Genomic DNA, 25912 nt, shown 5'->3' with positions numbered 1-25912 from the left:
TGCTATTGTTGCGCCATGACTTCGCGCGACTCCGCTTCGTCTGAAATTACGCCGGCCGTGCTGCTGCGCGCCTATGCCTGCGGCATCTTTCCGATGGCCGAGAGCGCCGACGATCCGACCCTGTTCTGGGTCGAGCCGGAATTGCGCGGCGTCATCCCGCTCGAGGGATTCCGCGTGGCTTCGCGGCTCGCGCGCACCGTGCGCTCGGATGTGTTTCGCGTGACCGTCAACACCGCGTTCAAGGCCACGATCGCCGGCTGCGCCGCGCCGCAGGCCGGGCGCGAGGACACCTGGATCAACAAGCGCATCCGCGACCTCTATGGCGGCCTGTTCGAGCTCGGCCATTGCCACAGCGTCGAGGCCTGGCAGGGCGACGACCTCGTCGGCGGGCTCTACGGCGTGAGCCTGGGGCGCGCCTTCTTCGGCGAAAGCATGTTTCACACCGCGCGCGATGCCTCGAAGGTCGCGCTGGTGCACCTGGTCGCGCGGCTCATCCATGGCGGTTTCGAGCTGCTCGACACGCAATATGTCACCGAGCATCTGAAGAGCTTCGGCGCGGTCGAGATTCCGCGGCGGCGCTACACCGCGCTGCTCGACAGGTCGCTGGCGGGCGAGCCCGGCGATTTCCTCGAGCTCTCGGCCGGCGAGGCGATCTCGGGCGCACGCGCGCTCGAGATCATCGCCGCGCGACAATAATAATATCAATCAAGGGCTGGGCTTAGCGGCCGAAGCCGGGGATCCCGAACAGGCCTGGCCGCTGCTCCGGCGGCGGAGGTGGCGGCGCCGGTTGCGGTTGCTGCGGAGGCGGCAATGGCTGCGGCGGACGCTGCTGCACGGCCTGCTTGGGCGCGGCCTTCTTCTGCGCGGGCGGCGGCGGCGCAGCCGGCTTGGTCGCGGGATCCGGCGCAGCGGTCGCAATGGTCTGCTGCGGCTCTTTGCAGTCGGTCAGCCAGATGTCGTAGATCGGATGCTCGACGCCGTGCAGGCCGGGGCTTGCCGCGTACATCCAGCCCGAGAAGATCCGCTTCACTTCGCCCTGCAAGGTGATCTCGTCGACCTCGACGAAGGCGTCGGTGTTGGCGGCTTCCGTTGCCGGCCGTGTGTAGCAGGCGTCGGTCTTGACGCGCAGCGCGCCGAACTGGACGGTCTCGCCGATTTCCTCGTCGAAATTGATGATACGGCCGGTGATCTTGTCGAGGCCGGAGAAGGTCGCCTTCTTGTTCACGATCTTCTGGGCCGGCGGCTCGGTCACGACCTCGTCGCCCGGCTGGAGGCTCGCCGGCGTCTGCGGCACGGCACCGCCCGGCCCGCCCTTCTGCTGGGGCTGGCGCTGCCCGGGCGCGCCCGGCTGGGGGGCGCCTGGCGGCGCGACCGCCACGGGCGGCGGCTGGTTCGGCGGCGCGGCGCTGGACCCCGGCGGCGGCGCCAGAGGCTGGGTCTCCACCGGTCCGGGCATGACATTGCCCTGACGTCCGGGAGGCGGCGCCATCGGACGCGACGGCAGCACGCGGCCCTGCGGCGGCAGCTCGGGGACTTCCTCGTCGTCGTCAGGCACCTGCGGCTGCGGCTGTCCGCGCGGAATGCTACCGGGCGGCCGCAGCGGCGGCGGATCGGAGAAGATCGTGCCGATCTGCGCCTGCGAGGGCGTCGCAGCCGTGAGCGCAGTGGCGGCCAGAAGCGCCGCAAGACCTGTCAGGGTAAGGGTTCGAACCATCTTCTCGCGCGGCTTCAACAGCGAATCGGGCTTGCTGGTCATTCTACAGGGGATACCGCCGCTCGCAGGCCATCCGGTTAACACGCCGAATACGGCGGGGAAAGGGCGGCATTCCTGCCCAGCCCGGCGCCGGCTGGCCAGACCGCCGGCCGAATGGGATAGTCGGAGGACCCTTCCCTGGGGCCCGAGGCGGGCCCCGCCCCCCGAACGCGCCGTCCGACGATAACTGGAAGCCCCAAGGTCGCCCCCATGCCCGTTGTGCTCGATCCCGATGCCGCCGCCGTCTACAAGGCGTTCCAGGAGTCCGGCCGCCCCGCCTACGAGACGCTGACCGCGCCGGAGGCGCGCGCCTATTACGCGCAGGCGCGCTTTGCCACCAACCCCGAACCGCCGGAACTTGCACGTGTCGCGCCGCTGGCGATCCCGGCGCCGCACGGGGTGATCCCCGCCCGCATCTACGTGCCGAAGGACCCGCGTCGGCAGAACGGCCTGTCGCCGGCGCTGGTGTTCTTCCATGGCGGCGGCTGGGTGATCGGCGATCTCGACTCCCATGACGTCGTCTGCCGCCAGCTCGCGGTCGAAGCCGCGCTGATCGTGATCTCGGTCGACTATCGCCTCGCGCCCGAGCACAAGTTTCCCGCGGCCACCGAGGACGCCATTGCCGCGACCAGATGGGTCGCCGCGAACGCGCGCGAGCTCGGCATCGACGCCGCCCGTCTCTCGATAGGCGGCGACAGCGCCGGCGGCAATCTCACCGCGGTCGTGGCGCTCACCGCGCGCGACGGCAACCATCCCGCGATCGCGGGCCAGGTGTTGATCTATCCGGCGACCGATTTCGCCATGACGCACCGCTCCCACAGCGAACTCGAGACCAGCGTGCTGCTGACGCATTCGGTGATCCGCTGGTTTCGCGATCACTATCTGGGTGCCGCCGCCGACATCCACGACTGGCGCGCCTCGCCGGCGCGCGCGGAAAACCTTGCCGGCCTGCCGCCGGCCTATGTGCTGACCGCCGGCGCCGATCCGCTGCGCGATGAAGGCGACGAATATGCCGCGCGCCTGAAGCAGGCCGGCGTACCCGTCACGTACAAGCACTTTCCCGGTCAGTTCCACGGCTTCTTCACCATGGGCAAGCTGTTGCCACAGGCCAATGTCGCCGTCAGCGAGATCGGCGCGTGGTTGAAGGGATTGGGGTAATCCGTAGCCCGCATGAGCAAAGCGACATGCGGGACCGCTCTCACCTCGCAAGAACATCTGTCCCGGATGTCCGGGCTACGCACCGCCTCAGACCGAGATGCCTTCCATTCGCAAAACGATCTTCGCCATTCCCCTGCGCGGGCTGACATGGCTCGGCGACCAGGGCACGCGCGCCGTTGCGGCGATCGCCTTCATCGCGGTTGCGGTGCCGCCGCTCGGTGCGCTGCTGCGCCCCTACGTCACTGAGGCAATTTTCCTTCTGCTCTGCATCTCCTTCATGCGGGTCGACCTGACGGCGCTCTGCGGACATCTGCGCCGGCCGGCGCTGGTCGCGGCCGCCACCGCCTGGACCACGATCGGCGTGCCGCTGATCGTCGGGCTGACGGCTCATGCAACCGGGCTCAGCGATGGCTCGCCCGGCCTTGCTCTCGCGCTGATGCTCCAGGGCATGGCCTCGCCGATGATGGCCGCGCCGGCGCTCGCCGCGCTGATGGGCCTCGATGCCACGCTGGTGCTGGTCACGCTGGTGACCTCGACCGCGCTCGTCCCCTTCACCGCCTCGTTGTTTGCCAGCCTGTTTCTCGGCGGCATGCTCAGCATCTCGCCGCTCACGCTCGGCCTGAAGCTGCTCGGAATCCTCATGGCATCGCTGCTTGCGGCGACCGTCATCCGTCGCCTGTTCGGCAGCGAGGCGATCCAGCGCCACAAGCGTCCGATCGACGGCATCAACATCGTCATCCTGCTGGTCTTCGCCTCGGCGGTGATGGGCGACGTCGCAACCGACTTCCTCGCCGCCCCCCTGTTCACGATCGGCGTCGCGCTGCTCGCCTTTGCCGTCTATTTCACCCTGCTCGCCGTCACGACGCTGATCTTCCGGCGCGTCGGCCATGAGCGCGCCTTCGCAATCGGCCTGATGGTGTCACAGCGCAATCTCGGGCTGATGCTGGCCGCGACCGCGGGCGCGCTGCCGGCGACGACCTGGCTCTATTTCGCGCTGACGCAGTTTCCAATTCACCTTGCGCCCTACATGCTGATGCCGATCGCGCGGCGATTGACAGCGCGCGCAGGCACCTCCGGCCGGGCCGCTACAAATAGCACGACCTAGGCATGTGCTCATAAATCCGGGGATGTCTGCTTTCGCGGTAGACCGGACAGGCTGGTTCCACTCTCGGAATTTCACACCCTCTGACCCAGAGCGGCCACCAAGGAGACGACCCCAAAGGGGGCTGGAGGTGTTCTCTCTGGGGTCGCCGACTGCAAGACCACAATGGTGCCAAAGAGCGTGGCGGCATCAAATCCTAGGAGTGGCGGCTTACGCTCGCCGGTGCTCAAGCGGGGTACTCCCGCCAACCTGCGCCAATCCGCCACATACCCCCGGAGGATGATTCTCCCCGAGCGATACGAACGCTATCTAACGTTGCTTGCGGCCTGGTCGTCGGGTGCCACCTAGAGGCGGGTTTGGAGGAAGTTGTGTTCCGTCCCGACGCACTTGGCATCGCACATTCTCAGCTCACTGCTTTCGGCCAGTGGTGTGAGGCCCGAACGGGGCAGCAGCTGCGCGATCACGCTGCGATGGACCGCTTCTCGGTGGAGGATTTCCACAGCTTCTGGCGTCTCTTCCTCGAGTGGTCCGACGTGCCGCGGGACGGTGCAGCCGAGCCCGTCTGCGTCGGCGATGCCTGCGAGACCGCGCGCTTCTTCCCGGATCTTCGTCTCAACTACGCCGAGTGCCTCCTCGCCGGCAGTCCCGGCCAGCCGGTCCTGACAGCCTGCCACGCTGACGGCAGCCGCGACCGGTTCACGCGTGGCGCGCTGCGCGGCGCGGTTGATCGATTGGCGAGGTCGTTGCAGCGGCTCGGTGTGCGCCCGGGCGACCACGTCGTGGCAATCGCACGCAACAATGCCGCGGCGGTCATTGCCTGTCTGGCGACCGCCGCCATTGGCGCGACTTTTGCCAGCTGCGCGCCGGACATGGGCGTGCCCGCTATCCTGGCGCGGTTCGCCCCTCTCGAGCCCGTGGTGCTCTTCGGCTGCCTACGAGCGGAGCGATGGGATGCGGGAATCCCCGTCGCCGAGCGCGTCCTCGAAACGGCGGCCGGCCTGCCGAGCCTCGCGGCGATCATTGCGCTGGACGATGGCTCGCTGGACGCCGACGAGAGGACGCCACCTCTGCACAGGCTTGCCGATCTGCTCGGTGATGATGATGGTGGCGAGATTGGGCCAGCCTGGCCCCGTCACCCATTCAACCATCTGCTGTTCACGATGTTCTCTTCGGGCACCACGGGCCCGCCAAAATGCATTCAGCACGGCGCCGGCGGCACCTTACTGGAGCATGTGAAGGAGCACCGGTTGCACTGTGACCTCAGACACGGCGACAGGCTGTTCTTCCAAACCTCCTGCGGTTGGATGATGTGGAACTGGCAGCTCTCGGCACTGGCGTCCGGCGTCGAGATTGTCCTCTACGACGGGCCGCTCGCAGCGGCGGACACGTTCTGGCGGATTGTTGCCGAGGAACGCGTGACCGTGTTTGGCACCAATCCCGCCTATCTGCACTTCTGCGCGGAGAAGGATTTCTCCCCCGCGCGGGTGTTCGACCTTTCCGCCCTGCGCACCATGCTCTCGACCGGCTCGATCCTCTATCCGCGCCAGTACGACTGGGTCAGCAGCGAAGTGAAGTCGTCGATGCCGCTGCAGACGATCTCAGGCGGCACGGATATCATCGGCTGCTTCGTCCTTGGCAGTCCGAATCTGCCGGTCCATCGCGGCGAGGCGCAGTGCCGCAGCCTCGGCCTCGATGTCCGCTCGCTGCCGCCGCCTGACGATCCGCAGGCGGTGATAGGCGAACTGGTCTGCGCCAACCCCTTTCCCTCGCGGCCCCTGGGCTTTCACGGCGATGCCGACGGTACCCGCTTCCACGCCACCTACTTTGCTCAGAACCCCGGCTTTTGGACACATGGCGATCTGATCGAGGCCACGCCTCATGGGGGCTGGCGCTTGCATGGTCGTTCAGACGGAGTCCTCAACGTGCGCGGCGTCCGCATAGGGACCGCGGAGATCTACCGCATCCTCGATGACGTCGGGGGGATCATCGAGGCGATGGCGGTCGAGCAACAAGCGGACGAGCCAGGCGGCACACGCATGGTTTTGTTGCTCGTGTTGCGCGAAGGCGTGGTGCTCGACAGCGCTCTCGCCAAGCATATCCGCTCCGAGCTTGCACGCTGCGGCTCGCCGGCCTTCGTGCCGGCGCGTATCGCACAGGTCGACGCGCTTCCCGTCACCTTTAACGGCAAGCGGTCCGAAATCGCAGCGCGGGATGCGGTGAACGGCCGCCCTGTACGGAATCGCGACGCCCTGCAGAACGCCGAATGCCTCGAGGCCATTGCCAACCATCCGGTTCTGCGAGCGCCTCCGACCGCCAGTGTGTCTCGGGAGCCGACCCCGGTCTGTGGAGTGCTCCCTGACGTTGAGCAGCTGCGGAAAGACCTGCAGGCGATCTGCGAGCGCGTGCTGGACATGGCTCCGATCGGCCGGTCCGATAATCTTCTGGACCTCGGCGCAGACTCGCTGGCCGTAGTCAGCCTGCTCCTGGAGATCGAGCGCTATGCAGGGCATCCGATGCCCCTTTCGGCCTTTCTGCGGGCGCCGTCGATCGAAGGCCTGATCGCGGTCCTCTCCGGCGCGGAGGCAATGACGGCCCAACAGCTTGGCCGGGCGGGCCTGCACGTCCGCGCCCTCGGTCCGGAGGACGTGGAACCGGTCTGCCGCTTTCTTGAGGAATCGTTTCGCGAGGCGGGCATCAATGCGACGAGATGGCGCCGTCTGTTCGATCATGGCTGGTCGGATCACGGCCGCGGCTTCATACTTCTCGACGGCAACGCCTTGGTTGGATTCATCGGGGCAGTTGCTGCCCGGCGGCAGGTGAACGAGAAGGCAATCCTCGTCTGCAATCTGTCCTCCTGGGTTGTACGCGCGCAGTACCGAGGCTGGGGCATGGCGCTGCTCGCATCAATGCTGGATGACGCGAACGCCACATATACGTGCTTCACTCCTCAGCCGTCGTCTTGGGCCGCCCTTATCGCACAGCGCTTCAAACCGCTGGACTCGCAGCGCATCGCCATGCCGCCATTGCTACAGGCCGCGACCTTGTTCGGCTCGACCCGGCCGGTGATCTGCTTCGATCCGGCCGTGGTCCGCGAGAGACTGACCAGCCACCAACGGCAAATCTTCGACGATCACGCGGCGTATGATTGCCTGCAGCTCATTGTCGTCGACGGGCCTGATTACGCCTATCTCGTGGTGAAGCGCCGCGATCATCGTCTTGCAGCAAGTCGATTGGGACGACTGGCACGATTTCAGCCGCTCAAAATCCCCTATTCGGACATTCTGCATTGTAGTGCGCCGGTTCTGCTGTTGCGGCATCTCGAGCGCGTCAAGCTGGCGATCTTGCGTCGGCAGCGAACGGCGGCGCTCGTCGCGGAGGCGCGAATCTTTCCGGTCCGTCCACGAGGCATGATGCTCCCGATGACCACGTGTTTCCGTTCGCCGTTGATCGCCGACGAAGAGCTCGACAGGCTGTATTCGGAAATCGTGCTCCTGCCCATCTGAAGGCGGACATTCGCTTTGCGCATTGTCGACGTCCGCTTTCGTGGCAACGCGGACCTCGCGATCATGCACGCGCACGGCACATTTACGAGCACACCACCTACCCCGCCCGCGCCGCGCGCCGCAGCGCCTGGGGCGGCTGACCGAAGGCGCGAATGAAGGCGCGCCGCATGCGCTCGGGGTCACCAAAGCCGGTCGCCTCCGCGACGAGCTCGATCGCCTCGCGCGAAGACTGCACGCGCTCGCGCGCGACCTCGATCCGCAGCCGCTCGATCGCTTTCGACGGCGTCGTGCCGGTCTCGGCGGCAAAGGCGCGGGCAAAGTGCCGCGCGCTCATGCCGGCACGATCGGCAAGCTCCTCCACCGTGAGCGGCGCATCGAGATTTTCGCGGGCCCAGGACAAGAGCGCGCCGAACCGGCCGTTCGGCGCCTTCAACTCCAGCAGCGATGAGAATTGCGACTGGCCGCCGCTGCGGCGATGATAGAGCACGAGCTGGCGCGCGGCCGCCTGCGCGATCTCCTCGCCATGGTCCTCCGTGACCATCGCCAGCGCGAGGTCGATGCCCGCCGTGATCCCCGCCGACGTCCACACATTGTCGTCGCGGGTAAAAATCTGGTCCGGCTCGAACTTCACCTTCGGATAGCGCGCGACGAAATCGCGCGTGCGGCCCCAATGCGTGGTGGCGCGGCGACCGTCGAGCAGGCCGGCCTCGGCCAGCACATAGGCGCCCGAGCAGACGCTGGCGACCCGAACGCCGCGCCGCGCCAGCCGCTGCACGAAAGCGCGAGTCACCTCGCAGCGCGCGGCATCCGCCACCCCCGCACCGCCCGCGATGACGAGCGTCGTGATGGCGTTCGCCGATTTGAAATCACGCGCCACCATCTCGACGCCGGAGGAGCTGCGCACCGGTCCCGCATTCACCGCCAGCACCCGCAGCGCAAGCGGCTTGCCGGCGCAGCGCGCTGCGACCTCGAACACCGAGATCGGGCCCGCCGCATCGAGCAACTGAAAATCCGGGAAAATCAGGATGCCGATCATGGTCATGTCCGAAATAGAGGGAATTACGCCATTTTGGACAGAAGGGCATCATGCCAGTTTGCGCGCGTCAAGCCCTTGATTGGAGGATCTTCCGATGTCGTCCCCGCTCCAGATCGGACTTCTGGTGTTTCCGCGCGTCACCCAGCTCGACTTCACCGGCCCCTTGCAGGTGTTCTCCGCCGTTCCCGGCGCCAGGCTGCATCTGATCTGGAAGCGGATCGAGCCGGTGCCGAGCGATTCCGTGCTGACATTGACGCCGACGACGACATTCGCCGACTGCCCGCAGCTCGACGTGATCTGCGTGCCCGGCGGCGGCGGCACCAATGATCTGCTCAATGACGAAGAGGTGCTGGATTTCCTGCGCAAGCAGGCCGAAGGCGCCAAGTACGTCACGTCGGTCTGCACTGGGGCGCTGGCGCTCGGTGCGGCCGGGCTGCTCAAGGGCTACCGCGCCGCCACCCATTGGAGCGCGATGGAGATGCTCGGCCAGTTCGGCGCAACGCCGACCAAGACGCGTGTCTGCATCGACCGCAATCGCATCACCGGCGGCGGCGTCACCGCAGGGATCGATTTCGCGCTGACGCTGGTCTCGATCCTGGTCAACCGCACCACGGCGGAAGCGATCCAGCTCCAGATCGAATACAACCCCGCCCCGCCGTTCACGTCCGGCTCGCCCGACACCGCGCCAGCCGAAGTGCTGGCCTTGCTGAGAGAGCGCGGGGCAGCAAATCAGGCGCGCCGCCTCGAGGCGGTCAAGCGCGCCGCCGAGCGGGTGAACTAGCCTCTGCCTCGCGCCGCGGACGCGGTGCGGCGTACAGCCCCGCGCCGCGTCCGGGACGAGACCGTAGTTTGGCGAAAGCTGCATCCGCACCGTCATTGCGAGCGCAGCGAAGCAATCCAGAGACTTTCCGCGGAGGCGGTCTGGATTGCTTCGCTGCGCTCGCAATGACGGAGTGTGGAGTAGCTGCCTTCGCTCCTCTCGTGTCCCGGACGCGCAGCAGCGCAACGCTATGGCGTTGCACTGCGTCCGGGGCACGAGACAGTTACGCAACCCACCTCCAACAGAAAAAGGCCGCTCGGTTTCCCAAGCGGCCTTTCCTGTCTTACGGCGGCTGCACATTTCATCGGGCGATTTCGGAGCTTCCAGACCGGGGGCCTATCTCCCGATCGAGTCCTGGTCGGCGGCCGCTGCATTTCGGGACAGTCGCGAGCTGTTGCCCGAACCGAACGCGATGGTCTCCCATCTCCGTAAGATGGGACCATTGAGCCGCATCGCCGGCGCGAACACAACGCCCGCACAGCCGGCATCCCCGCTGTTCCCGTTGTCCACAGCGGGATCAGTCGGATGCGCCTGCATCCAATCCGACGATGGCGATTCGGCGGAGGCTGGAAGCCTAGCCGGGGGTCCAAGGCTGATAGTCGCCGGTCGCCTTCGGCCGCTTGCCGCTGGCGAGCGTCGAGCCCGAGGGGCGGTAGGCGTTGGCCGTGCCCGTGAGATTGGGCTGGTGCGGCTTTTCCCACTCGCGCGGCTGGTAATTATCCTGCGTCGGCGGCACGTCGACGACGTGATGGATCCAGCCGTGCCAGGACGGCGGGATTCGGCTCGCTTCCGCATAGCCGTTATAGATCACCCAGCGCCGCTCGAAGCCGAGCGTCGGATCGATCGCCCCGCCGCGGGTGCGATAATAGAGATTGCCCTGCTCGTCCTGGCCGACCAGCTCGCCGTACCGCTTGGTCCAGAGTTGGGTGCCAAACGTCTGGCCACTCCACCAGGTGAAGAACTTGAGGAAGAACTGTTTCATGCGGCAAGGGCCCTGCTTCGTCGGGTCCTGATGCCATCCGGACGGCGAAATGTCCAGTTCGGCAGGTGCGGCCTTGCCCCACGCAAATGCGCGCCCCGCCGCAAATCGGACGCGATCCGTTCATGCCGGGTACAGCGGCCCGGTGAGACGCTCCCTTCACGCGCACACCCGCGTGATCCAGGAACCTCCCCCCTTTCAAGGGGTTTGCTCCCTGGAAAAGGAGTTTGACCATGAGCAGTCTGAGAGTCTTGAGCGCGGCGGCAGCATTGGCGCTGGTCCTTCCGTTGGCGACACCGAGCTTCGCGCAGGGCCATGGCGGCCGTGGCGGTGGCGGTGGCCCACATATCGGCGGCGGCGGCGGTGCTCACATTGGCGGTGGCGGCGCCGCCCGAATGGGCGGTGGCAGCTTCAGCGCTGGTCCACGGATCGGCGGTGGCGGCGGCAATTTTGCGGCTGGCGCAGCGGTGCGTCCCAGCTTTGCGGCTGGCGCAGCCGTGCGTCCCAGCATCGGCACCGCACCGTCGGTTGTCGGTGGCGGCGGCCGCAGCTTCGCAGCCGCCGGCAGCAATTGGCAGGGCGGTGGCGGCAATTGGAACGGCGGCTGGCGTCATCACCATCGCGGCGGCGGGTTCTGGCCCGGTTTCGCGGCAGGTGCTGCGATCGGCGGCCTCGGCTCATACGCCTATTATGGTGGCGGGTATTACAACGATCCCTACTACTACGGCGACGACAGCTACTACGACGAGCCGTCAGTGGCGGTCGTTCCCGACAGCGGCGGCGATTCCGCAGGCTACTGCGCGCAGCGCTACCGCTCCTACGACCCGGCGTCGGGCACCTATCTCGGCTACGACGGCCTGCGTCATCCCTGCCCGTAACCACATCTACTATGCTTGAAAGAAACGGCGTCGCGGCGATGCGGCGCCGTTTTCGCGTGTGCTCCGCTTTCACCAGTTTCGCGTGCAGCCGATTCCGTCCTTGCGAGATTATGTACAAGTCGATGCAAAGGGACCTTTATTCACCGCACCGTGCATATCTACCCTGATCCAATCCAAAATTGACCCGACCCACGATTCGCGGATATCACCAATACGGGGACTTCGATCTACTGGGAAAGGTCATGCCGCGTATTCTCGTGGTAGATGACGATCCGATGGTCGGCGCGACCATCGAGGTCCTTCTCCAACGTCAGGGCTTCGACGTAACGCTGGCTGACGGCGGTGAAACGGGACTGGCTGCGCTGGAAGCGCAGACGTATCATGTGATGCTGGTCGACATCTTCATGCCGCATATGCGCGGCTTTGAATCCATCCGCATCTTTCACGAACGCGCGCCGGCGATCCCGCTGATCGCGATGTCCGGTTACGCCTTCGCATCGTCGGCCTCGCCCTCTCCCGATTTCCTCCGCATGGCGCTGGAGCTCGGCGCAACGCGTTGCCTGCGCAAGCCGTTCACGCCGGAAGCGCTGCTGACGACAATTCGGGAATGCCTCGCGGGCGAGAGCGCACAGCCGAAGGACAAGAAAGAAGCCCCTTGATCCCAACGCAGCGCGTCATTCTCGGTGCTGGACTTGCAATCCTCCTGATCATCACCGCCGCCTCGATCGGCCTCGACGTCAAGTCGCGGTCCGACACGGCGTGGGTCAGCCATGCCGTCCAGGTCCAGAAGAAGATCTCCGATCTGCGCGTCCTGTTGCGCCGGGCCGAGAGCGCCGCGCGCGGCTACGAGATCTATCGCAGCCCGGCCTTCAGCGACGAATTCCAGGCGGTGCATGCCCAGATCGCGCCGGCACTCGCCGACCTCAAGCGCGGCGTGCGCGACTACCCCGATCAGGTCGCGCTGCTGGAGGGCACCGAGCCGCTGGCGCTGCGTCGGGTCGAGATCGCCGCCGAGGCGATGCGCCTGCGCGCCGAGAGCGACCAGGCCGGCATTGCCGCGCTCCAGGGCAAGGCGGAAGGCCGCGGCCTGATGGACACCGTGATGGGCAATCTCGACCGTCTGAGCGCAGAGGAAGAACGATTGCTCGCCGCGCGCTCCCAGGATTCGCGCCGCACCGGCATCGTGCTGCTCGGCATCGATGTCGCCGGCGCGCTGGTGATCCTGCTGCTGGTCGTGATGGTGATGCGCGAGAGCCGGCGCACCGAGGGCGCGCTCAAGAGCACGCTTTTGGAGACTACGGCCGCCAAGGAGCAACTCGAGGCGGCGGTGGCCGAACGCACCGAACATCTGGTCACCGCGCATGACGAGCTCCGCCTGTCCGTCAACGTGCTCCAGAGCACCTTTCGCAGCATGGCGGAGGCGGTGCTGGTCATCGACGTCGAGAGCAACGTTCTGCTATCCAATCCGGCCGCGGAGCGCATGCTGCTGCACCGCGCCGGCATGAACCTGAGCAGTCTGCGGTCGCTGTCGGACGTCTTTCATGGCGACGGCGCCATGCCGATGAAGGCCGAGGAGCTGCCTTCGGTGCGCGTGCTGCGCGGCGAGGAGTTCGAAGACCTGGAGATGATCGTCCGCCCGCACAGCGGCAATCAGGTCCGCCACCTCATGATCAGTGGCCGGCCGATGCGGGACGGACAAGGCGACATCTCGGGCGCCGTGCTGGTCTATCACGATGCGACCACCTCGCGCGAGACCGAGCGGCAATTGCAACAGTCGCAGAAGCTGGATGCGATCGGCAAGCTGACCGGCGGCGTCGCGCACGACTTCAACAACATGCTGACGGTGATCTCGGGCAATACCGAGACGCTAGTGGCGAGCCTGAAGGAGCAGCCCGCGCTCCAGCGCGTGGCGCGCCTGATCGACGATGCCGCCGAGCGCTGCGCCGAGCTGATCCAGCACCTGCTCGCCTTCGCGCGCCGGCAGCCGCTGCAGCCGCGCAACGTCGAGATCAACGCCGCGATATCAGACATCGCAAAACTCCTGCGCCCCACCCTCGGCGAGCAGATCCAGATCGAGACCGTGCTGGAACAGGGGCCGATGACCGCGCACATCGATCCGTCCCGGCTCACCAATGCCGTGCTCAACATGGCGATCAACGCCCGCGACGCCATGCCGAACGGCGGCAAGCTGCTGCTGGAGACCCACCGCGTCGTGCTCGACGAAGCCTATGCGCAGGCCAATGCGGATGTGGTGTCCGGCCCCTACGTGATGCTCGCGGTCAGCGACAGCGGCACCGGCATGCCGCAGGACGTCCAGGAGAAGGCGTTCGAGCCCTTCTTCACCACCAAGGAGGTCGGCAAGGGATCCGGCCTCGGCCTCTCCATGGTCTACGGCTTCGTCAAGCAGTCCGGCGGCCACATCAAGATCTACAGCGAGGAAGGCCACGGCACCACGATCAAGCTCTATCTGCCGCCGGGCGAAGGCGCGATAGAAGCGGCCGCTCCCGTCGCGCCGCAGGCCGAAGGCGGCGCCGAGACCATTTTCGTGGTCGAGGACGATCCGCTGGTGCGCAACTTCGTCACCGCGCAATTGCAGGGCCTCGGCTACCAGACGGTCGCCGCGCCCGACAGCCGCGCCGCGCTGCAATTGATCGAGGCCGGGCAGGCCTTCGATCTCCTCTTCACCGACGTCGTCATCCCCGGCGGCATGAGCGGGCGCGAGCTCGCCGAGGAAGTGGCAAAGCGGCGGCCGGGCCTGAAGGTGCTCTACACCTCCGGCTACACCGACAATGCCATCGTCCACCACGGCAAGCTCGACGACGGCGTGCTGCTGCTGACCAAGCCGTATCGGAGAAACCAGCTCGCGGAGATGATCCGGAAGGCGCTGAATGGCAGCGGGATGGCGGCGGGCTAGCGCGTGGACTGCCGAAGGCACGCTGCAGTCACGCTTATATGTGGTCGAGCGCACTGGCTCAGGATGCGACTTCCGGTTGTCCTCTTGAGACGCCGTGGCTCGCCCGGATGCGCGCCGGAGGTGTTCCGAAACCGCGCGATGCAACGAGTAAGGCCGTTTTGATTCCGATCGGGCCGGTCTCAAGCAAAAATCAAGCGCGTCTCAAGGACAAATCGTCTCACCAGCCCAATCTCTGAGCATGCTCTCGGCGACAAATGTTGGAGCCGGCGTCGCGACAGTCCGCTTGCGGAGCGCGATACCGAGCGCAGTCACCAGACGTACAGCTAGGATCCTGGACGGCGGCCGGAATTGACGGCGCAGCTTCGACAGGTGCTCGGATGAAAAGACGAGAGTTCATCTTGTTGATTGGTGGAGGACTGGCCTGGCCTGCGATCGCACGGGCGCAGGACGGAGCCAAGCTGCATCGTATCTTCTGGGTCTCGACCGCCTCCGAACCGGATCCCTTCCTGGACGGCTTTCGCGAGGGAATGCGCGCGCTGGGATACGTCGAGGGCAAGACCGTAACCTTCGAGACGCACTATGCCCCTGGAAATCCGCAGGCACTGCGCAAGAATGTCTCCGAGTTGCAACAGAGGGATATCGACCTTGTGGTCTCGAGCGGTCCGGCGACACGCGTCATGACCGCGGTCACCGACATCCCCGTGCTGTTTGCATTGAGCGGTGACCCCGTCGCTTTGGGTGTGGTGAAGAGCCTTGCTCACCCCGGCACCAATTTCACCGGCAGCACATTCCTGTCGCTCGAGCTGGCGGGAAAGCGCGTTGAGCTGCTCAAGGACATTTATCCAAAGCTGCGAAAACTGGCGGTCTTCTCGAACACGGATCATCCGGGAGAGCCACTGGAATGGCGTGCGACTTTGGAGTCGTGCCGGAATCTCGGCATTGAGGCAGCCTACGTTCCGTTCTGTGGCGCTCGCGAAATCGAGAATGGGTTGACGGCCGCCGGCAAAGTGGACGCGGATGCTCTCCTCGTGTTTCCCGATGCCGTGACGCTGGTGCATCGTGCAAAGATTGCGGAGCTTGCAATCGCGCACCGGCTGCCTTCGATGTTTGGCTGGTCTGAATATTGTGACGCTGGAGGTCTCTTGAGTTACGGCGCAAACCAGCGCACGACCTATTTTCGGCTTGCCACTTATGCCGATCGCATCCTGCGCGGGGAAAATCCGTCAGATCTTCCGGTGATGCGCCCCGAGAAGTTTGAACTGGCAGTCAATCTGAAGACAGCCAGGCTTCTGGGTATCGACCTGGACGTGTCGTCGATCCTGTTTCGCGCCAGCAAGGTGATCTCCTGAGAGCAGTTATGACGGACGGTGCTGCGCAGTCCTCTTCGTGTACGACGCCCCCGCGTCGCTCGCTGTTCTGCAAGTACTTCGCGACGCTGTTTGTCGCTGCGGTCGTGCCTCTGATACTCGGCGCGGCCGTCGAGGCGTCTTTCGGTTACCGAGACCAGCGCCGCCAGATCAGCGCGGTGCTGCAGGCCGATGCTCGCGCGGCGTCCGACCGGATCGAGGCATTCACCGACGGCATCCGGGATCAGCTGGGTTGGATGGTGCAGCTTCCCTGGTCTGCCGGAGACGATGCGCAACATAAGACCGACGCCTTGCGCCTCCTCCAGCAGGTGCCCGCAATCGTGTCGGTTTCGCTTCTGGATGAGACCGGCACTGAACGGGTCTTTGTTTCCAGGCTGCTTCTGAACAGGACCGGGCGCGGCATTGATATGTCCACGGATCCCGCTGTTCTGGGCGCACGCGCCAACAAGGTCTGGTACGGACCGGTTCAGTACCAGCGAGATTCAGAGCCCTACATGAGGATCGCGGTTGCCGGGAGCCTGCCGGCCGCGGGGGTTGCGATCGCCGAAGTCAATCTGAAGCTGATCTGGGATGTCATCGCTGCCATTAGAATTGGCGAGACCGGCTACGCCATTGTTGTCGATGACTCCGGTCATCTGATCGCCCATCCCGACATCAGTCTGGTTCTGCGCGGCCGCGCCAGCTCGGGCAGTTTCAGCCGGATCAAGCATCTCGTTGGCGCGGCGAGCGGAGCGGCGGTGATAAATGGGGACCAAGGCAAGCCGGTGGTGGCGCTATCCGTTCAAGCCGCCGATGTGGGATGGACGGTGATCGCGATGCAGCCGGTCTCGGAAGCCTTTGCATCCATTCGCGCGGCGTTGTGGCGCTCGTCAATTCTGATTGCCTTTGGTGTTCTTATCGCGCTGGCGCTCGCCTATTGGCGCGCGCACAGAATGTCCGGCCCGATCAAGCAACTGGAAGAGGGCGTGGAGCGGATCAGAACCGGACAATTCGAGCATCGCATCAAAATCTTCAGCGGTGACGAGTTGCAGCAACTGGCGTTGCGCTTCAATGAAATGGCTTCCGAACTGGCGATCTCGCAGCAGAAATCTGCGCGGATCGAACGGCTGAAGCAGTTCCTGCCATCACAGGTCGCCGAATTGGTCGAGCATTCTCATGAACTGCTCGAAGGGCAGCGACGTGAAGTCGCTGTCATTTTCGGCGACTTGCGCGGCTTCACGGCGTTCTCCACGCGCAATGAACCTGATGTCATCATGGCCGTCATGCGCGAGTACTACGAGGCCGTTGGCGCCGTGACGACTCGTCACGAGGCAACGCTCATCGGCTTTGATGGCGACGGAGTCATGCTCCTCGTCAATGCCCCGGTCGCGTGCGAACAGCCGGCAACTCAAGCGGTCCGCCTCGCGATCGACCTGCAAATGACCGTGCAGTCCCTTGCGGGCAAATGGTACGATTCCGGCCACGCGATCGGCTTTGGTGTGGGCGTTGCGATGGGAGCGGCAACGGTAGGAACGGTTGGTTATAACGGTCGGCTGGACTACACGGCGATGGGAGCCGTGGTGAATTTGGCGTCGCGGCTCTGCAATCTCGCGAAGGACGCGCAGATCCTGGCTGATCCCACTATCGCTGGAAGGGTAAGGGGCAGCATTCCGTTGGCATCGCTCGGGCAGCGGAACATCAAAGGCTACGACCAGGCCCTCGAAGTCTTTGCTGTCGCACCTGCTGACCTGCCGTCGAAACCGCCGGGCTCGGGACAACGCCGGCGAGAGAAAGAGCCTCAGGACCACTGATACCCCGGCGTCCGGACGGCTAGCGCGTCGCCAGCACCACGGCCGCGAGCGTGAAGATCAGCGCGGCGATCTGTCCCGGCCCAAGCGGCTCGTGCAGCGCGAGCGCGGAGGCGACGACGCCGATGACAGGTACGGCCATGGTGCCGATCGCAGCGACCGAAGCCGGCAGGCGCGCTAACGCTGCGAACCAGCTGACATAGGCAATGCAGAACTGCACCACGGTCGAATAGACCAGGAGCCACCAGCCGACCGGCGTCACCAGTTCCAGATGCGAGGTCTCGACCAGCAGACCGACGATCGAGATGGGCAGGCAGCCGATCCCGATCTGCCAGGCCGCGGCCGTGATCGGCGGCAGGTGGATGGGGTACTTCTTCGAGAACACCGTGCCGACGGCAAAGCCGAGCGCGCCGCCGAGCGCCATGATGATGCCGGGCAGCTTCTCCACGCTCGCGGCAAAGCCGTTGCCGCCCATGATCGAGGCGAGGCCCACGAAGGCCATCACCAGCCCCAGCGAGCGCAGCACGGTCGGCCGCTCGCCCAGCACCGGCCAGGCGATGATCGAGGCCCAGACCGGCATGGTGTAGGCGATCAGCGCCGCCTCGCTGGCCGGCAGCCAGAGCAGCGCCAGGCCCATCAGCACCATCCAGCCGGTGACGTTGAGGACGGCGGCGGTCAGTAAGCGCGGCCAGATCCCCGGCCCCACCTTGAGGCTCTGCCGGCGGATCAGCGCGAGGACGGCGAGCAGCACCGCGCCCAGCACGCCGGTCACCCCGCGCAGCGTCAGCGGCGGCAGCTCGGCGAGCAGGAACTTCGTCACCGGCCAGTTGAAGCCCCAGCCCACCGAGGTGATGGCAAGGAACATCAGGCCGGCCGGGGCGATGCGCGGTCGCAGGCCCGGTCGCGTCGAATCAAGCATGTGGGGTACCCGGCAGAAACGGGGTCAGCTTGGCGCGGATTCGCTGGCCCCACCACCACCCCGGCGGGCATGCCAGCCCTCACCTTCCGTAAGGCTACGTGAGTCCTGCTGGCGCAACCCCGTTACCCAAAAATATACCTGCCCTGTGAAGAGCGGGGTGAAGAGTTGCCATCACCACAAGATGCAAATTTTTTCAGTTGGGAATCCCTGAGGACTCACTGATACTTGCCTCCAGAACAGGCGCGGGCTTGCCCCCTGTTATCCCCCGCAATCCACCATATTTAGTATTTGATTCAGGAACTCGCACTAGTTCTTGACGGGCGCTTTGGAGAGTCCTAGCTTTCGGACCGTTCGGCGCGAGTGAGTTTGCGTCCCGCCGGCACTCCCCCAAAGGGTCCGCAAAACTGCACTCCGCCAGGCCAGACGAAGGCAGCGGGAGAAGGGCTTGTCTGCCCGCGGGTAGCGGACTTTTCGGGCGCCAGAACGGGCCGGCGACAGGCTCGGATGGCATCGGTTGAAGAAGTGGCGTTGAGGGGCGTTGAACGCATGTCGCGCGCATCCCGTTGGGGCGGATGCGTGTGGACATGCCGGCGGGTGATCGATGCACGCATCGAGCAATCGCGCCGGGAGAAACTGGGCCGGATCCACCGGCTGAACTGCGAAGCCTTAAGGCCAGACGGCCCGGGAGGAATCGCGAACTGAAATGTCGACCGGGCGCCTGAACGGAGGCGGTTCGGTCAAAGATAAGGACGGGGCAAGACCATGCGGATTGAGCGGCGCCATACCACCACGGGACAGTCACCTTACGCCGGGATCGATTTCCGGCTGACCACGTCGGAGATTCGCAATCCCGACGGCTCGGTCGTGTTCAAGCTGGATAATGTCGAGGTGCCGACCGAGTGGTCGCAGGTCGCCTCGGACGTCCTCGCCCAGAAATACTTCCGCAAAGCCGGCGTTGCCGCGCGCCTGAAGAAGGTCGAGGAGGAATCCGTCCCCTCCTTCCTGTGGCGCTCCGTGCCCGACACCGAGGCGCTTGCCGCCCTGCCTGAGAAAGAGCGCTATGTCAGCGAGCTCTCCGCCAAGCAGGTGTTCGACCGCCTCGCCGGCTGCTGGACCTATTGGGGCTGGAAGGGCGGCTACTTCACGTCAGACGAGGACGCCCAGACCTTCTATGACGAGCTTCGCTACATGCTCGCCATGCAGATGGTCGCGCCGAACTCGCCGCAATGGTTCAACACCGGCCTGCACTGGGCCTATGGCATCGACGGTCCCGGCCAGGGCCACTATTACGTCGACCCTTTCACCGGCAAGCTGACCAAGTCCAAGTCGGCCTACGAGCACCCGCAGCCGCATGCCTGCTTCATCCAGGGCGTCGGTGACGACCTCGTCAATGAGGGCGGCATCATGGACCTCTGGGTCCGCGAGGCGCGCCTGTTCAAATACGGCTCCGGCACCGGCTCCAACTTCTCGCGCCTGCGCGGCGAAGGCGAAAAGCTCTCCGGCGGCGGCCGCTCGAGCGGCCTGATGAGCTTCCTCAAGATCGGCGACCGCGCGGCGGGCGCGATCAAGTCGGGCGGCACGACGCGCCGCGCGGCCAAGATGGTCGTGGTCGACGTCGATCACCCCGACATCGAGACCTATATCGACTGGAAGGTGAAGGAGGAGCAGAAGGTTGCAGCTCTCGTCACCGGCTCCAAGATCAACCAGAAGCACCTCAAGGCCGTGCTCAAGGCCTGCGTCAACTGCGAAGGTTCGGGCGACGACTGCTTCGATCCCGAGAAGAACCCGGCGCTGCGCCGCGAGATCAAGCTCGCGCGCCGCAGCCTCGTGCCTGACAATTACATCAAGCGCGTCATCCAGTTTGCGAAGCAGGGCTACAAGGACATCCAGTTCGACGTCTACGACACAGACTGGGATTCGGAAGCCTATCTCACGGTGTCCGGCCAGAACTCCAACAACTCGGTTTCGCTCAGGGACGACTTCCTGCGCGCGGTCGAGACTGACGGCGACTGGAACCTGAACGCCCGCACCTCCAAGAAGGTGACGAAGACGCTGAAGGCGCGCGACCTCTGGGAGAAGATCGGCTACGCCGCCTGGGCGTCGGCCGACCCGGGCCTGCACTTCAACACCACCATGAACGACTGGCACACCTGCAAGGCGTCCGGCGACATCCGCGCGTCCAATCCGTGCTCGGAATACATGTTCCTGGACGACACGGCGTGCAACCTCGCCTCCGCCAACCTGCTGACCTTCTACAACGTCAGCACCAAGCACTTCGACGTCGAGGGCTACGAGCATCTCTGCCGGCTCTGGACCATCGTGCTCGAAATCTCGGTGATGATGGCGCAGTTCCCGTCGAAGGCGATCGCCGAACTCTCCTACGAGTTCCGCACGCTCGGCCTCGGCTACGCCAACATCGGCGGCCTCCTGATGACCATGGGCCTGCCCTATGACAGCAAGGAAGGCCGTGCGATCGCCGGCGCGCTGACCGCGATCATGACCGGCATCACCTACAAGACGTCGGCGGAGATGGCGGCCGAGCTCGGCACCTTCCCCGGCTACAAGAAGAACGCCGCGCACATGCTGCGCGTGATCCGCAACCACCGCCGCGCCGCCCACGGCCAGTCCAACGGCTACGAGGCGCTCAGCGTCAACCCGGTGCCGATGGACCTGGTGTCCTGCCCGCAGGCTGACCTCGTCAGCCACGCGCAGGCGGCCTGGGATGCGGCGCTCGAGCTCGGCGAGAAGCACGGCTATCGCAACGCCCAGACCACGGTCATCGCGCCCACGGGCACGATCGGCCTCGTCATGGATTGCGACACCACCGGCATCGAGCCCGACTTCGCCCTGGTGAAGTTCAAGAAGCTCGCCGGCGGCGGCTACTTCAAGATCATCAACCGCGCGGTCCCCGCGGCGCTGCGCGCGCTCGGCTATCGCGAGAGCGAGATCGCGGAGATCGAGGCCTACGCCGTCGGCCACGGCTCGCTGTCCAACGCGCCGGGCATCAACGCCTCGACCCTGAAGGCCAAGGGCTTTACCGATGAGGCCATCGCCAAGGTCGAGAAGGCCCTGCCGACCGCCTTCGACATCAAGTTCGCCTTCAACAAGTGGACTTTTGGCGAAGATTTTATTCGCGACCAGCTCGGCATCGGTGCCGAGGCGATCGCAGCCCCCGGCTTCGACCTGCTCCAGGCCGTGGGCTTCACCAAGCGCGAGATCGAGGCGGCCAACGTCCACATCTGCGGCGCGATGACGGTGGAAGGTGCCCCGCACCTCAAGGCCGAGCACTATCCGGTGTTCGACTGCGCCAACCCCTGCGGCAAGATCGGCAAGCGCTATTTGTCGGTCGAGAGCCACATCCGCATGATGGCGGCGGCGCAGCCCTTCATCTCGGGCGCGATCTCCAAGACCATCAACATGCCGAACGACGCCACGGTAGAGGACTGCAAGTCCGCCTACATGCTGTCGTGGAAGCTCGCGCTGAAGGCCAACGCGCTCTATCGCGACGGCTCCAAGCTCAGCCAGCCGCTGAACTCGCAGCTCATCGCCGACGATGAGGACGAGGACGATGCGGTGGAGACGCTCTACGAGAAGCCGATGGCGGCGCGCACCGCCCAGGTCTCGGAAAAGATCGTCGAGAAGCTGGTCGAGCGCATCATCGTGATGCGCGAGCGCGAGAAGATGCCGGATCGCCGCAAGGGCTACACCCAGAAGGCGGTCGTCGGCGGCCACAAGGTGTACTTGCGCACCGGCGAGTATGACGACGGCCGTCTCGGCGAGATCTTCATCGACATGCACAAGGAAGGCGCAGCGCTCCGCTCCTTCATCAACAACTTCGCCATCGCCGTGTCGCTGGGCCTCCAGTACGGCGTGCCGCTCGACGAATATGTCGACGCCTTCACCTTCACCCGCTTCGAGCCGGCGGGCCCCGTGCAGGGCAACGACAGCATCAAGTACGCGACCTCGATCCTCGACTACGTCTTCCGCGAGCTGGCGGTGAGCTACATGTCGCGCTTCGATCTCGCCCATGTCGATCCGACCGAGTCGAACTTCGACGCGCTCGGCAAGGGCGTCGAGGAAGGCAAGGAGCCGGACGACGCGAGCCACCACGCCTCCAAGCTGGTGTCGCGCGGCCTCACCCGCTCCCGCACCGACAACCTCGTCGTGATGCGCGGCGGCTCGACCGCAGTCGCGCAAGGCAACGACAGCGCCCCGACCGGCGGCAGCAAGGTCACGGCGCTGGCCTCGCACGGCGCGAGCGCAAGGGTCGGCGACGTCCTGGAAGGCGCCGTCGCGCTGAAGCAGGAAGTGAGCCACGACCTCTCCCCGACGGAGAAGCTGGAAGCCCTCCAGTGGAGCAAGGCCGGCAGCACTGCGCAGACGCTAGTGCCCAGCAAGGCCGAGCGCCGCGCGGAAGCCAAGGCCAAGGGCTACGAAGGCGAGATGTGCTCGGAGTGCGGCAACTTCACGCTGGTGCGGAATGGCACCTGCATGAAGTGCGATACTTGCGGCAGCACGACGGGATGTAGTTAAGCCCATTGGCTGCGCCAACCGACCCGACCGAATTGCTGAGGCCGCTCCTGTTCGAGCGGCCTCTTGCATTGTGCGACGAGAGCAAGGCTGAACAATTTGTCACGGGAGGAACACTGTGGCTCCCGCCTAACGCCCGCGAAGACGCTCGGAACGCACTGGTCCGCCTGAAGGCTTCTCGCGACGTCCCGACAAATGCCAAGATTCACTGCCGCGTCCTGTTTAGCGGCGAAGCGCGTCGCCGCTCGCCTTTCGCGCATTTCGCGCCGGAAGATGTTCACGGTTTCGTAGAAGAATGCGCGAGATTGATGCAGAATCTTGGGGGGGGGCTCTGGTTCTCAGCCTGGATTGATCAAACGCGCTACCCTCGACAGCTACAGATCGTCGACGGACCGCCGTTTGACGTCAGCGAAAAACACCTAGCGGGCCTCGCCTGCTTTGCAGCAATCGCGAACTTGCAACACCGCCAAGGGGCCACATACGAACTGGCATTTGACACCGACCGCACCAAGATCGATTGGGGTCTTGCACGCCTACAAGCCACACACTTCGCCCGCGTACACTCGAATGCAATTGCCTTACCGTCGGATCAGACCTGCCTCCTGGATATGGCGGACATCTGCGCATATGCAAGCGCGCAGGCTCTTCTCGCCAGCAACAATAGACACAACAAGAAGACGGTTCGCTTTGTAGAGCAAGTCAAAGCCATGAATATCCACACGGCCGAGTTCAGTTACCAGCGAGCGTAGCCCGGATGAGCGTAGCGATATCCGGGAATCCAGTCGGGCAAAGTCCCGGATATCGCTACGCTCATCCGGGCTACTCGCTCAACTCATCAACCTGGAGACCAGGGGCGTCAATATGTTGCCCGTCCTTCGCGGCTTCGCTCCGCTGTAGCCGCTGTCCGCTTCGGCCGCGGTGTCAGGGCTTTGAGCTGATGCGAAGACAGGACGGTGGCCGTGACCTGCGGTTGCTCCTGGACATGCGCCCCTCCCAGCACGCCGACTTGAACCGGCGAGATCGGCAGCCCGTTGACTTCATAGGTTGGCAGCTCGGCAGCGAAGCCGGCGGTTGCACCGGCCAGTGAGATCGCGGCGGCGGCCGCGATGATGAATGACTTCGTTGTCATGGCAATTCTCCTTGATGACATGTTCGAAGCCGCAGGTATGCATCCATGTGGCGCCGTCAATGAGATGACGATTATCATATCAAAACATCATCGTGATCGGCCTTGAGCAAGCGATTCATTTCGCCGCCACGCGCGGGCGTGGAGTCGCCTGCTCAAGTTCCCGACCAAAGCGGAATAATCTTCTCGGCAATTAGCTCGTAGAATGAGTGGTCGAGCATGGTTTTGCGCGCAGGACGGTCAAGACCCGGCAGGTTGGCCTTGCCGATGCCGGCAAAATCTCACCACATGGCCGCCACGCAAGCGACAACCCACAATCGCGATTTCAGCGCAAACACGACGGAGGCTTGCGGTTTCAGCGATATTCAGGAGCCATTTGCAATGTTGAGTGCGATCGAAAATAAGCCAACGGGAAAATCCGGCCGGCGCGGCGGGAAGAAGAAGGCCGGGCAACGAACCGGGGCCGGCGAGCAACACGCAACTGCGGCCCATCAATTGCCGGATGCCTCGGCGGAAATCAGCCAAGAGAACAAGCAAGAGAACAGGCAAGAGACCGAGCAAGAGATAAGGCAAGAGACGAGCCGAGAGATCAGTGCGCAGGTACCCTCGGCTGCAGCCTTGCCGGGCGAGGCTTCCGCGATGGAGATCGCCGCAAGCGCGCCCGTCGCACCGGTGGAACCCTCCCAGGCCGGCACGCAGGCGATTGCCGATGCCTATAGCGACTACACGAGGATGTCGCTTGAGCACGCCTGGAACTTCCTGGGAAAGCTCGCGGCGGCGCGCTCACCCGTCGAGGCCTTTGAGCTTCAGATGGAGTACGCGAAACAGGTGTGCGAATCGTTGATCGCTGAATCCCAGAAGATCGCCGAGTTAAATGAACAGTTGACCAGACAAAGGCTCACGCATTTTGAGGGGTTCGTGGCCAGGCTCACCCAGACGACGCTCGAAATCCGCGCGACACGTCACTAACGACAGCAGCGTATTCCTGAATTACGGTGACAGTGCACTAAATTCACTCGCTCCGTCCCGCCGATCTGCGGCTTCGGCTCGCGCTTGGTGGGCGGCGTCAATTAAGTGTACTGTCGCCGTAATCGCAGATTGGTTCCGGCTTCGATGCTCATCAATGCCCTACCGCCGAAATAGCCTTTGCGGTCGAGCTCTTCCCTCCTAAACTCCCAACCCACCGGCATGGGTTCCGACGGGCCCGGTAGAAGCGGAGTCAAGTTATGCCCAAACCGGAGAGCTTCCCGATCGAGAAGATCTTCGTTCCCACGAAGCAGAAGAAAGCTATCAAGCCCGAGATCGTCGGGGAGATCGCGGAAAGTATTCTGGACATCGGACAACAGGCCCCCATTTCCGTTCGGCTCGACGGAGACCGCCTCGTTCTGGTCGAGGGACTGCATCGGCTCGAAGCCTGCAAGGCGCTCGGTGAGACAACCATTATCGGTGTCCTGGTCCCGGCCGAGCTTGCTCAACACAAGCCGCGGCTGTCCGAAGGACCCGAAGTCGAGGCAGAGCGCATCAAGATGGCGCGATTGAAGCAGCTGCGCCTCGAGAGGGAAGCCGCGGAGGCATCGACGGCCGCCTTGAAGGGCGTCAACGCAACGGAAGCGTCGCGCACCCGGCCGACGAAAGGCGTCCGCGACAATCCGAAGGCATCACTGGGCCGGACTGCAAAATCGACACCGAAGACATTGTCGGACTGGATCACGCAGCAAAAGGGCAGCGGCGGCCGCTATTGATTGCTGGCTCCAGAATTTCGGTGCCAGCGCGCTAAATTCGTTTCGATTACGGTGACAGTGCACTTAACCGGCCTACCAATTTAGATTGAATGCACTGTCACCGCCGCCAGGCCCGGCTCAACCGGTTAGTCGGTGGCCGCTGCGCCAAGACCGGCTAGTAGCAAGGGGGGTAGGGTTCGTAGCCGCAGCGGCGATAGCCTCCGTAGGCTCCGTAAGCCCCGTAAGCAGCAGCACCAACCGCAGCAGCTCCGACGCCCACGGCAACGCCACGGCGCACGGCTGCACCACGATAGACGCC

At 64.8% G+C, this 25912-nt stretch carries 19 protein-coding genes; 14 read left to right on the top strand and 5 right to left on the bottom strand.

All coding sequences use genetic code 11. From position 1 onward, the window contains the following. Positions 1-15: 15 nt before the first annotated feature. A complete protein-coding gene (aat, locus tag A3M7_RS0102915; RefSeq protein WP_027542574.1) occupies positions 16-696 on the top strand; it encodes a leucyl/phenylalanyl-tRNA--protein transferase in 681 nt (226 codons plus the stop codon). Between the two features lie 22 nt (positions 697-718). On the opposite strand, the gene A3M7_RS0102910 is transcribed toward aat, so the two are convergent. Beyond that, positions 719-1756, bottom strand: coding sequence for a DUF2155 domain-containing protein (locus A3M7_RS0102910; protein WP_027542573.1), 1038 nt, complete (start codon positions 1754-1756; stop codon positions 719-721). A 207-nt stretch (positions 1757-1963) separates the two neighbouring features. On the opposite strand from A3M7_RS0102910, the gene A3M7_RS0102905 reads away from it, so the two are divergent. The 3 genes from A3M7_RS0102905 (at position 1964) to A3M7_RS43670 (ending at position 7516) form a co-directional block, all read left to right on the top strand. Next, on the top strand, positions 1964-2911 hold the full coding sequence (locus tag A3M7_RS0102905; protein ID WP_027542572.1) for an alpha/beta hydrolase: 948 nt from the start codon (positions 1964-1966) through the stop codon (positions 2909-2911). Positions 2912-3008: 97 nt separating this feature from the next. Beyond that, the gene (locus tag A3M7_RS0102900) at positions 3009-4016 is read left to right on the top strand and encodes a Na+-dependent transporter (RefSeq protein WP_027542571.1); all 1008 of its coding nucleotides are present in this window, start codon (positions 3009-3011) and stop codon (positions 4014-4016) included. A gap of 365 nt (positions 4017-4381) precedes the next feature. After that, entirely contained in the window at positions 4382-7516 is a 3135-nt protein-coding gene (locus tag A3M7_RS43670; RefSeq protein WP_198033687.1) for an acetoacetate--CoA ligase, read from the top strand. Between the two features lie 97 nt (positions 7517-7613). Here A3M7_RS43670 and A3M7_RS0102890 read toward each other — a convergent pair whose 3' ends face one another. Next, positions 7614-8552, bottom strand: coding sequence for a GlxA family transcriptional regulator (locus A3M7_RS0102890; RefSeq protein WP_027542570.1), 939 nt, complete (start codon positions 8550-8552; stop codon positions 7614-7616). 94 nt (positions 8553-8646) lie between these two features. Between A3M7_RS0102890 and A3M7_RS0102885 the strand changes: the two genes are divergently transcribed. Further along, the gene (locus A3M7_RS0102885) at positions 8647-9333 is read left to right on the top strand and encodes a DJ-1/PfpI family protein (protein WP_027542569.1); all 687 of its coding nucleotides are present in this window, start codon (positions 8647-8649) and stop codon (positions 9331-9333) included. 613 nt (positions 9334-9946) lie between these two features. Here A3M7_RS0102885 and A3M7_RS0102880 read toward each other — a convergent pair. After that, positions 9947-10354, bottom strand: a complete 408-nt coding sequence (locus A3M7_RS0102880; RefSeq protein ID WP_027542568.1) for an NADH:ubiquinone oxidoreductase subunit NDUFA12 — start codon at positions 10352-10354, stop codon at positions 9947-9949. A 230-nt stretch (positions 10355-10584) separates the two neighbouring features. Here A3M7_RS0102880 and A3M7_RS0102875 point away from each other — a divergent pair, with 230 nt between their 5' ends. The 5 genes from A3M7_RS0102875 (at position 10585) to A3M7_RS0102855 (ending at position 17300) form a co-directional block, all read left to right on the top strand. Further along, the gene (locus A3M7_RS0102875) at positions 10585-11229 is read left to right on the top strand and encodes a BA14K family protein (protein WP_027542567.1); all 645 of its coding nucleotides are present in this window, start codon (positions 10585-10587) and stop codon (positions 11227-11229) included. Between the two features lie 242 nt (positions 11230-11471). Beyond that, on the top strand, positions 11472-11888 hold the full coding sequence (locus A3M7_RS0102870; RefSeq protein ID WP_025575669.1) for a response regulator: 417 nt from the start codon (positions 11472-11474) through the stop codon (positions 11886-11888). Further along, a complete protein-coding gene (locus A3M7_RS0102865; RefSeq protein WP_027542566.1) occupies positions 11885-14143 on the top strand; it encodes a CHASE3 domain-containing protein in 2259 nt (752 codons plus the stop codon). The genes A3M7_RS0102870 and A3M7_RS0102865 overlap by 4 nt, the downstream gene beginning before the upstream one ends. Positions 14144-14520: 377 nt before the next feature. Then, on the top strand, positions 14521-15492 hold the full coding sequence (locus A3M7_RS0102860) for an ABC transporter substrate-binding protein (RefSeq protein WP_027542565.1): 972 nt from the start codon (positions 14521-14523) through the stop codon (positions 15490-15492). Between the two features lie 8 nt (positions 15493-15500). Continuing rightward, positions 15501-17300 (top strand): cache domain-containing protein, encoded by a 1800-nt coding sequence (locus A3M7_RS0102855; RefSeq protein WP_027542564.1) that lies wholly within the window; start codon positions 15501-15503, stop codon positions 17298-17300. A gap of 19 nt (positions 17301-17319) precedes the next feature. On the opposite strand, the gene A3M7_RS0102850 is transcribed toward A3M7_RS0102855, so the two are convergent. Then, positions 17320-18216, bottom strand: coding sequence for a DMT family transporter (locus A3M7_RS0102850; protein ID WP_027542563.1), 897 nt, complete (start codon positions 18214-18216; stop codon positions 17320-17322). 762 nt (positions 18217-18978) lie between these two features. Between A3M7_RS0102850 and A3M7_RS0102845 the strand changes: the two genes are divergently transcribed. Both A3M7_RS0102845 and A3M7_RS0102840 read left to right on the top strand, forming a co-directional pair. Beyond that, the gene (locus A3M7_RS0102845) at positions 18979-22749 is read left to right on the top strand and encodes a vitamin B12-dependent ribonucleotide reductase (RefSeq protein WP_027542562.1); all 3771 of its coding nucleotides are present in this window, start codon (positions 18979-18981) and stop codon (positions 22747-22749) included. A gap of 5 nt (positions 22750-22754) precedes the next feature. Further along, the gene (locus tag A3M7_RS0102840; protein WP_027542561.1) at positions 22755-23495 is read left to right on the top strand and encodes a hypothetical protein; all 741 of its coding nucleotides are present in this window, start codon (positions 22755-22757) and stop codon (positions 23493-23495) included. A gap of 107 nt (positions 23496-23602) precedes the next feature. Here the strand turns inward: A3M7_RS0102840 and A3M7_RS0102835 are convergent, their stop codons facing one another. Further along, positions 23603-23875: a hypothetical protein gene (locus A3M7_RS0102835; RefSeq protein ID WP_027542560.1), complete on the bottom strand. Its 273-nt coding sequence runs from the start codon at positions 23873-23875 to the stop codon at positions 23603-23605. A 285-nt stretch (positions 23876-24160) separates the two neighbouring features. Between A3M7_RS0102835 and A3M7_RS0102830 the strand changes: the two genes are divergently transcribed. Both A3M7_RS0102830 and A3M7_RS0102825 read left to right on the top strand, forming a co-directional pair. Further along, a complete protein-coding gene (locus A3M7_RS0102830) occupies positions 24161-24841 on the top strand; it encodes a phasin family protein (RefSeq protein WP_027542559.1) in 681 nt (226 codons plus the stop codon). A gap of 257 nt (positions 24842-25098) precedes the next feature. Then, positions 25099-25614, top strand: coding sequence for a ParB N-terminal domain-containing protein (locus A3M7_RS0102825; RefSeq protein WP_027542558.1), 516 nt, complete (start codon positions 25099-25101; stop codon positions 25612-25614). Positions 25615-25912: the final 298 nt, after the last annotated feature.

This window comes from Bradyrhizobium sp. WSM2254 (genome assembly GCF_000472645.1).
GTDB lineage: Bacteria > Pseudomonadota > Alphaproteobacteria > Rhizobiales > Xanthobacteraceae > Bradyrhizobium > Bradyrhizobium niftali.
The sequence above is the reverse complement of the archived record's forward strand: the minus strand, read 5'-3'. Positions and strand labels throughout refer to the sequence as shown.

Bases quoted from the DNA above. Each gene is read 5' to 3' on its own strand.
- aat (WP_027542574.1), top strand. From the start codon at position 16: ATGACTTCGCGCGACTCCGCTTCGTCTGAAATTACGCCGGCCGTGCTG.
- A3M7_RS0102910 (WP_027542573.1), bottom strand. From the start codon at position 1,756: ATGACCAGCAAGCCCGATTCGCTGTTGAAGCCGCGCGAGAAGATGGTT.
- A3M7_RS0102905 (WP_027542572.1), top strand. From the start codon at position 1,964: ATGCCCGTTGTGCTCGATCCCGATGCCGCCGCCGTCTACAAGGCGTTC.
- A3M7_RS0102900 (WP_027542571.1), top strand. From the start codon at position 3,009: ATGCCTTCCATTCGCAAAACGATCTTCGCCATTCCCCTGCGCGGGCTG.
- A3M7_RS0102890 (WP_027542570.1), bottom strand. From the start codon at position 8,552: ATGATCGGCATCCTGATTTTCCCGGATTTTCAGTTGCTCGATGCGGCG.
- A3M7_RS0102885 (WP_027542569.1), top strand. From the start codon at position 8,647: ATGTCGTCCCCGCTCCAGATCGGACTTCTGGTGTTTCCGCGCGTCACC.
- A3M7_RS0102880 (WP_027542568.1), bottom strand. From the start codon at position 10,354: ATGAAACAGTTCTTCCTCAAGTTCTTCACCTGGTGGAGTGGCCAGACG.
- A3M7_RS0102875 (WP_027542567.1), top strand. From the start codon at position 10,585: ATGAGCAGTCTGAGAGTCTTGAGCGCGGCGGCAGCATTGGCGCTGGTC.
- A3M7_RS0102870 (WP_025575669.1), top strand. From the start codon at position 11,472: ATGCCGCGTATTCTCGTGGTAGATGACGATCCGATGGTCGGCGCGACC.
- A3M7_RS0102860 (WP_027542565.1), top strand. From the start codon at position 14,521: ATGAAAAGACGAGAGTTCATCTTGTTGATTGGTGGAGGACTGGCCTGG.
- A3M7_RS0102855 (WP_027542564.1), top strand. From the start codon at position 15,501: ATGACGGACGGTGCTGCGCAGTCCTCTTCGTGTACGACGCCCCCGCGT.
- A3M7_RS0102850 (WP_027542563.1), bottom strand. From the start codon at position 18,216: ATGCTTGATTCGACGCGACCGGGCCTGCGACCGCGCATCGCCCCGGCC.
- A3M7_RS0102845 (WP_027542562.1), top strand. From the start codon at position 18,979: ATGCGGATTGAGCGGCGCCATACCACCACGGGACAGTCACCTTACGCC.
- A3M7_RS0102835 (WP_027542560.1), bottom strand. From the start codon at position 23,875: ATGACAACGAAGTCATTCATCATCGCGGCCGCCGCCGCGATCTCACTG.
- A3M7_RS0102830 (WP_027542559.1), top strand. From the start codon at position 24,161: ATGGCCGCCACGCAAGCGACAACCCACAATCGCGATTTCAGCGCAAAC.
- A3M7_RS0102825 (WP_027542558.1), top strand. From the start codon at position 25,099: ATGCCCAAACCGGAGAGCTTCCCGATCGAGAAGATCTTCGTTCCCACG.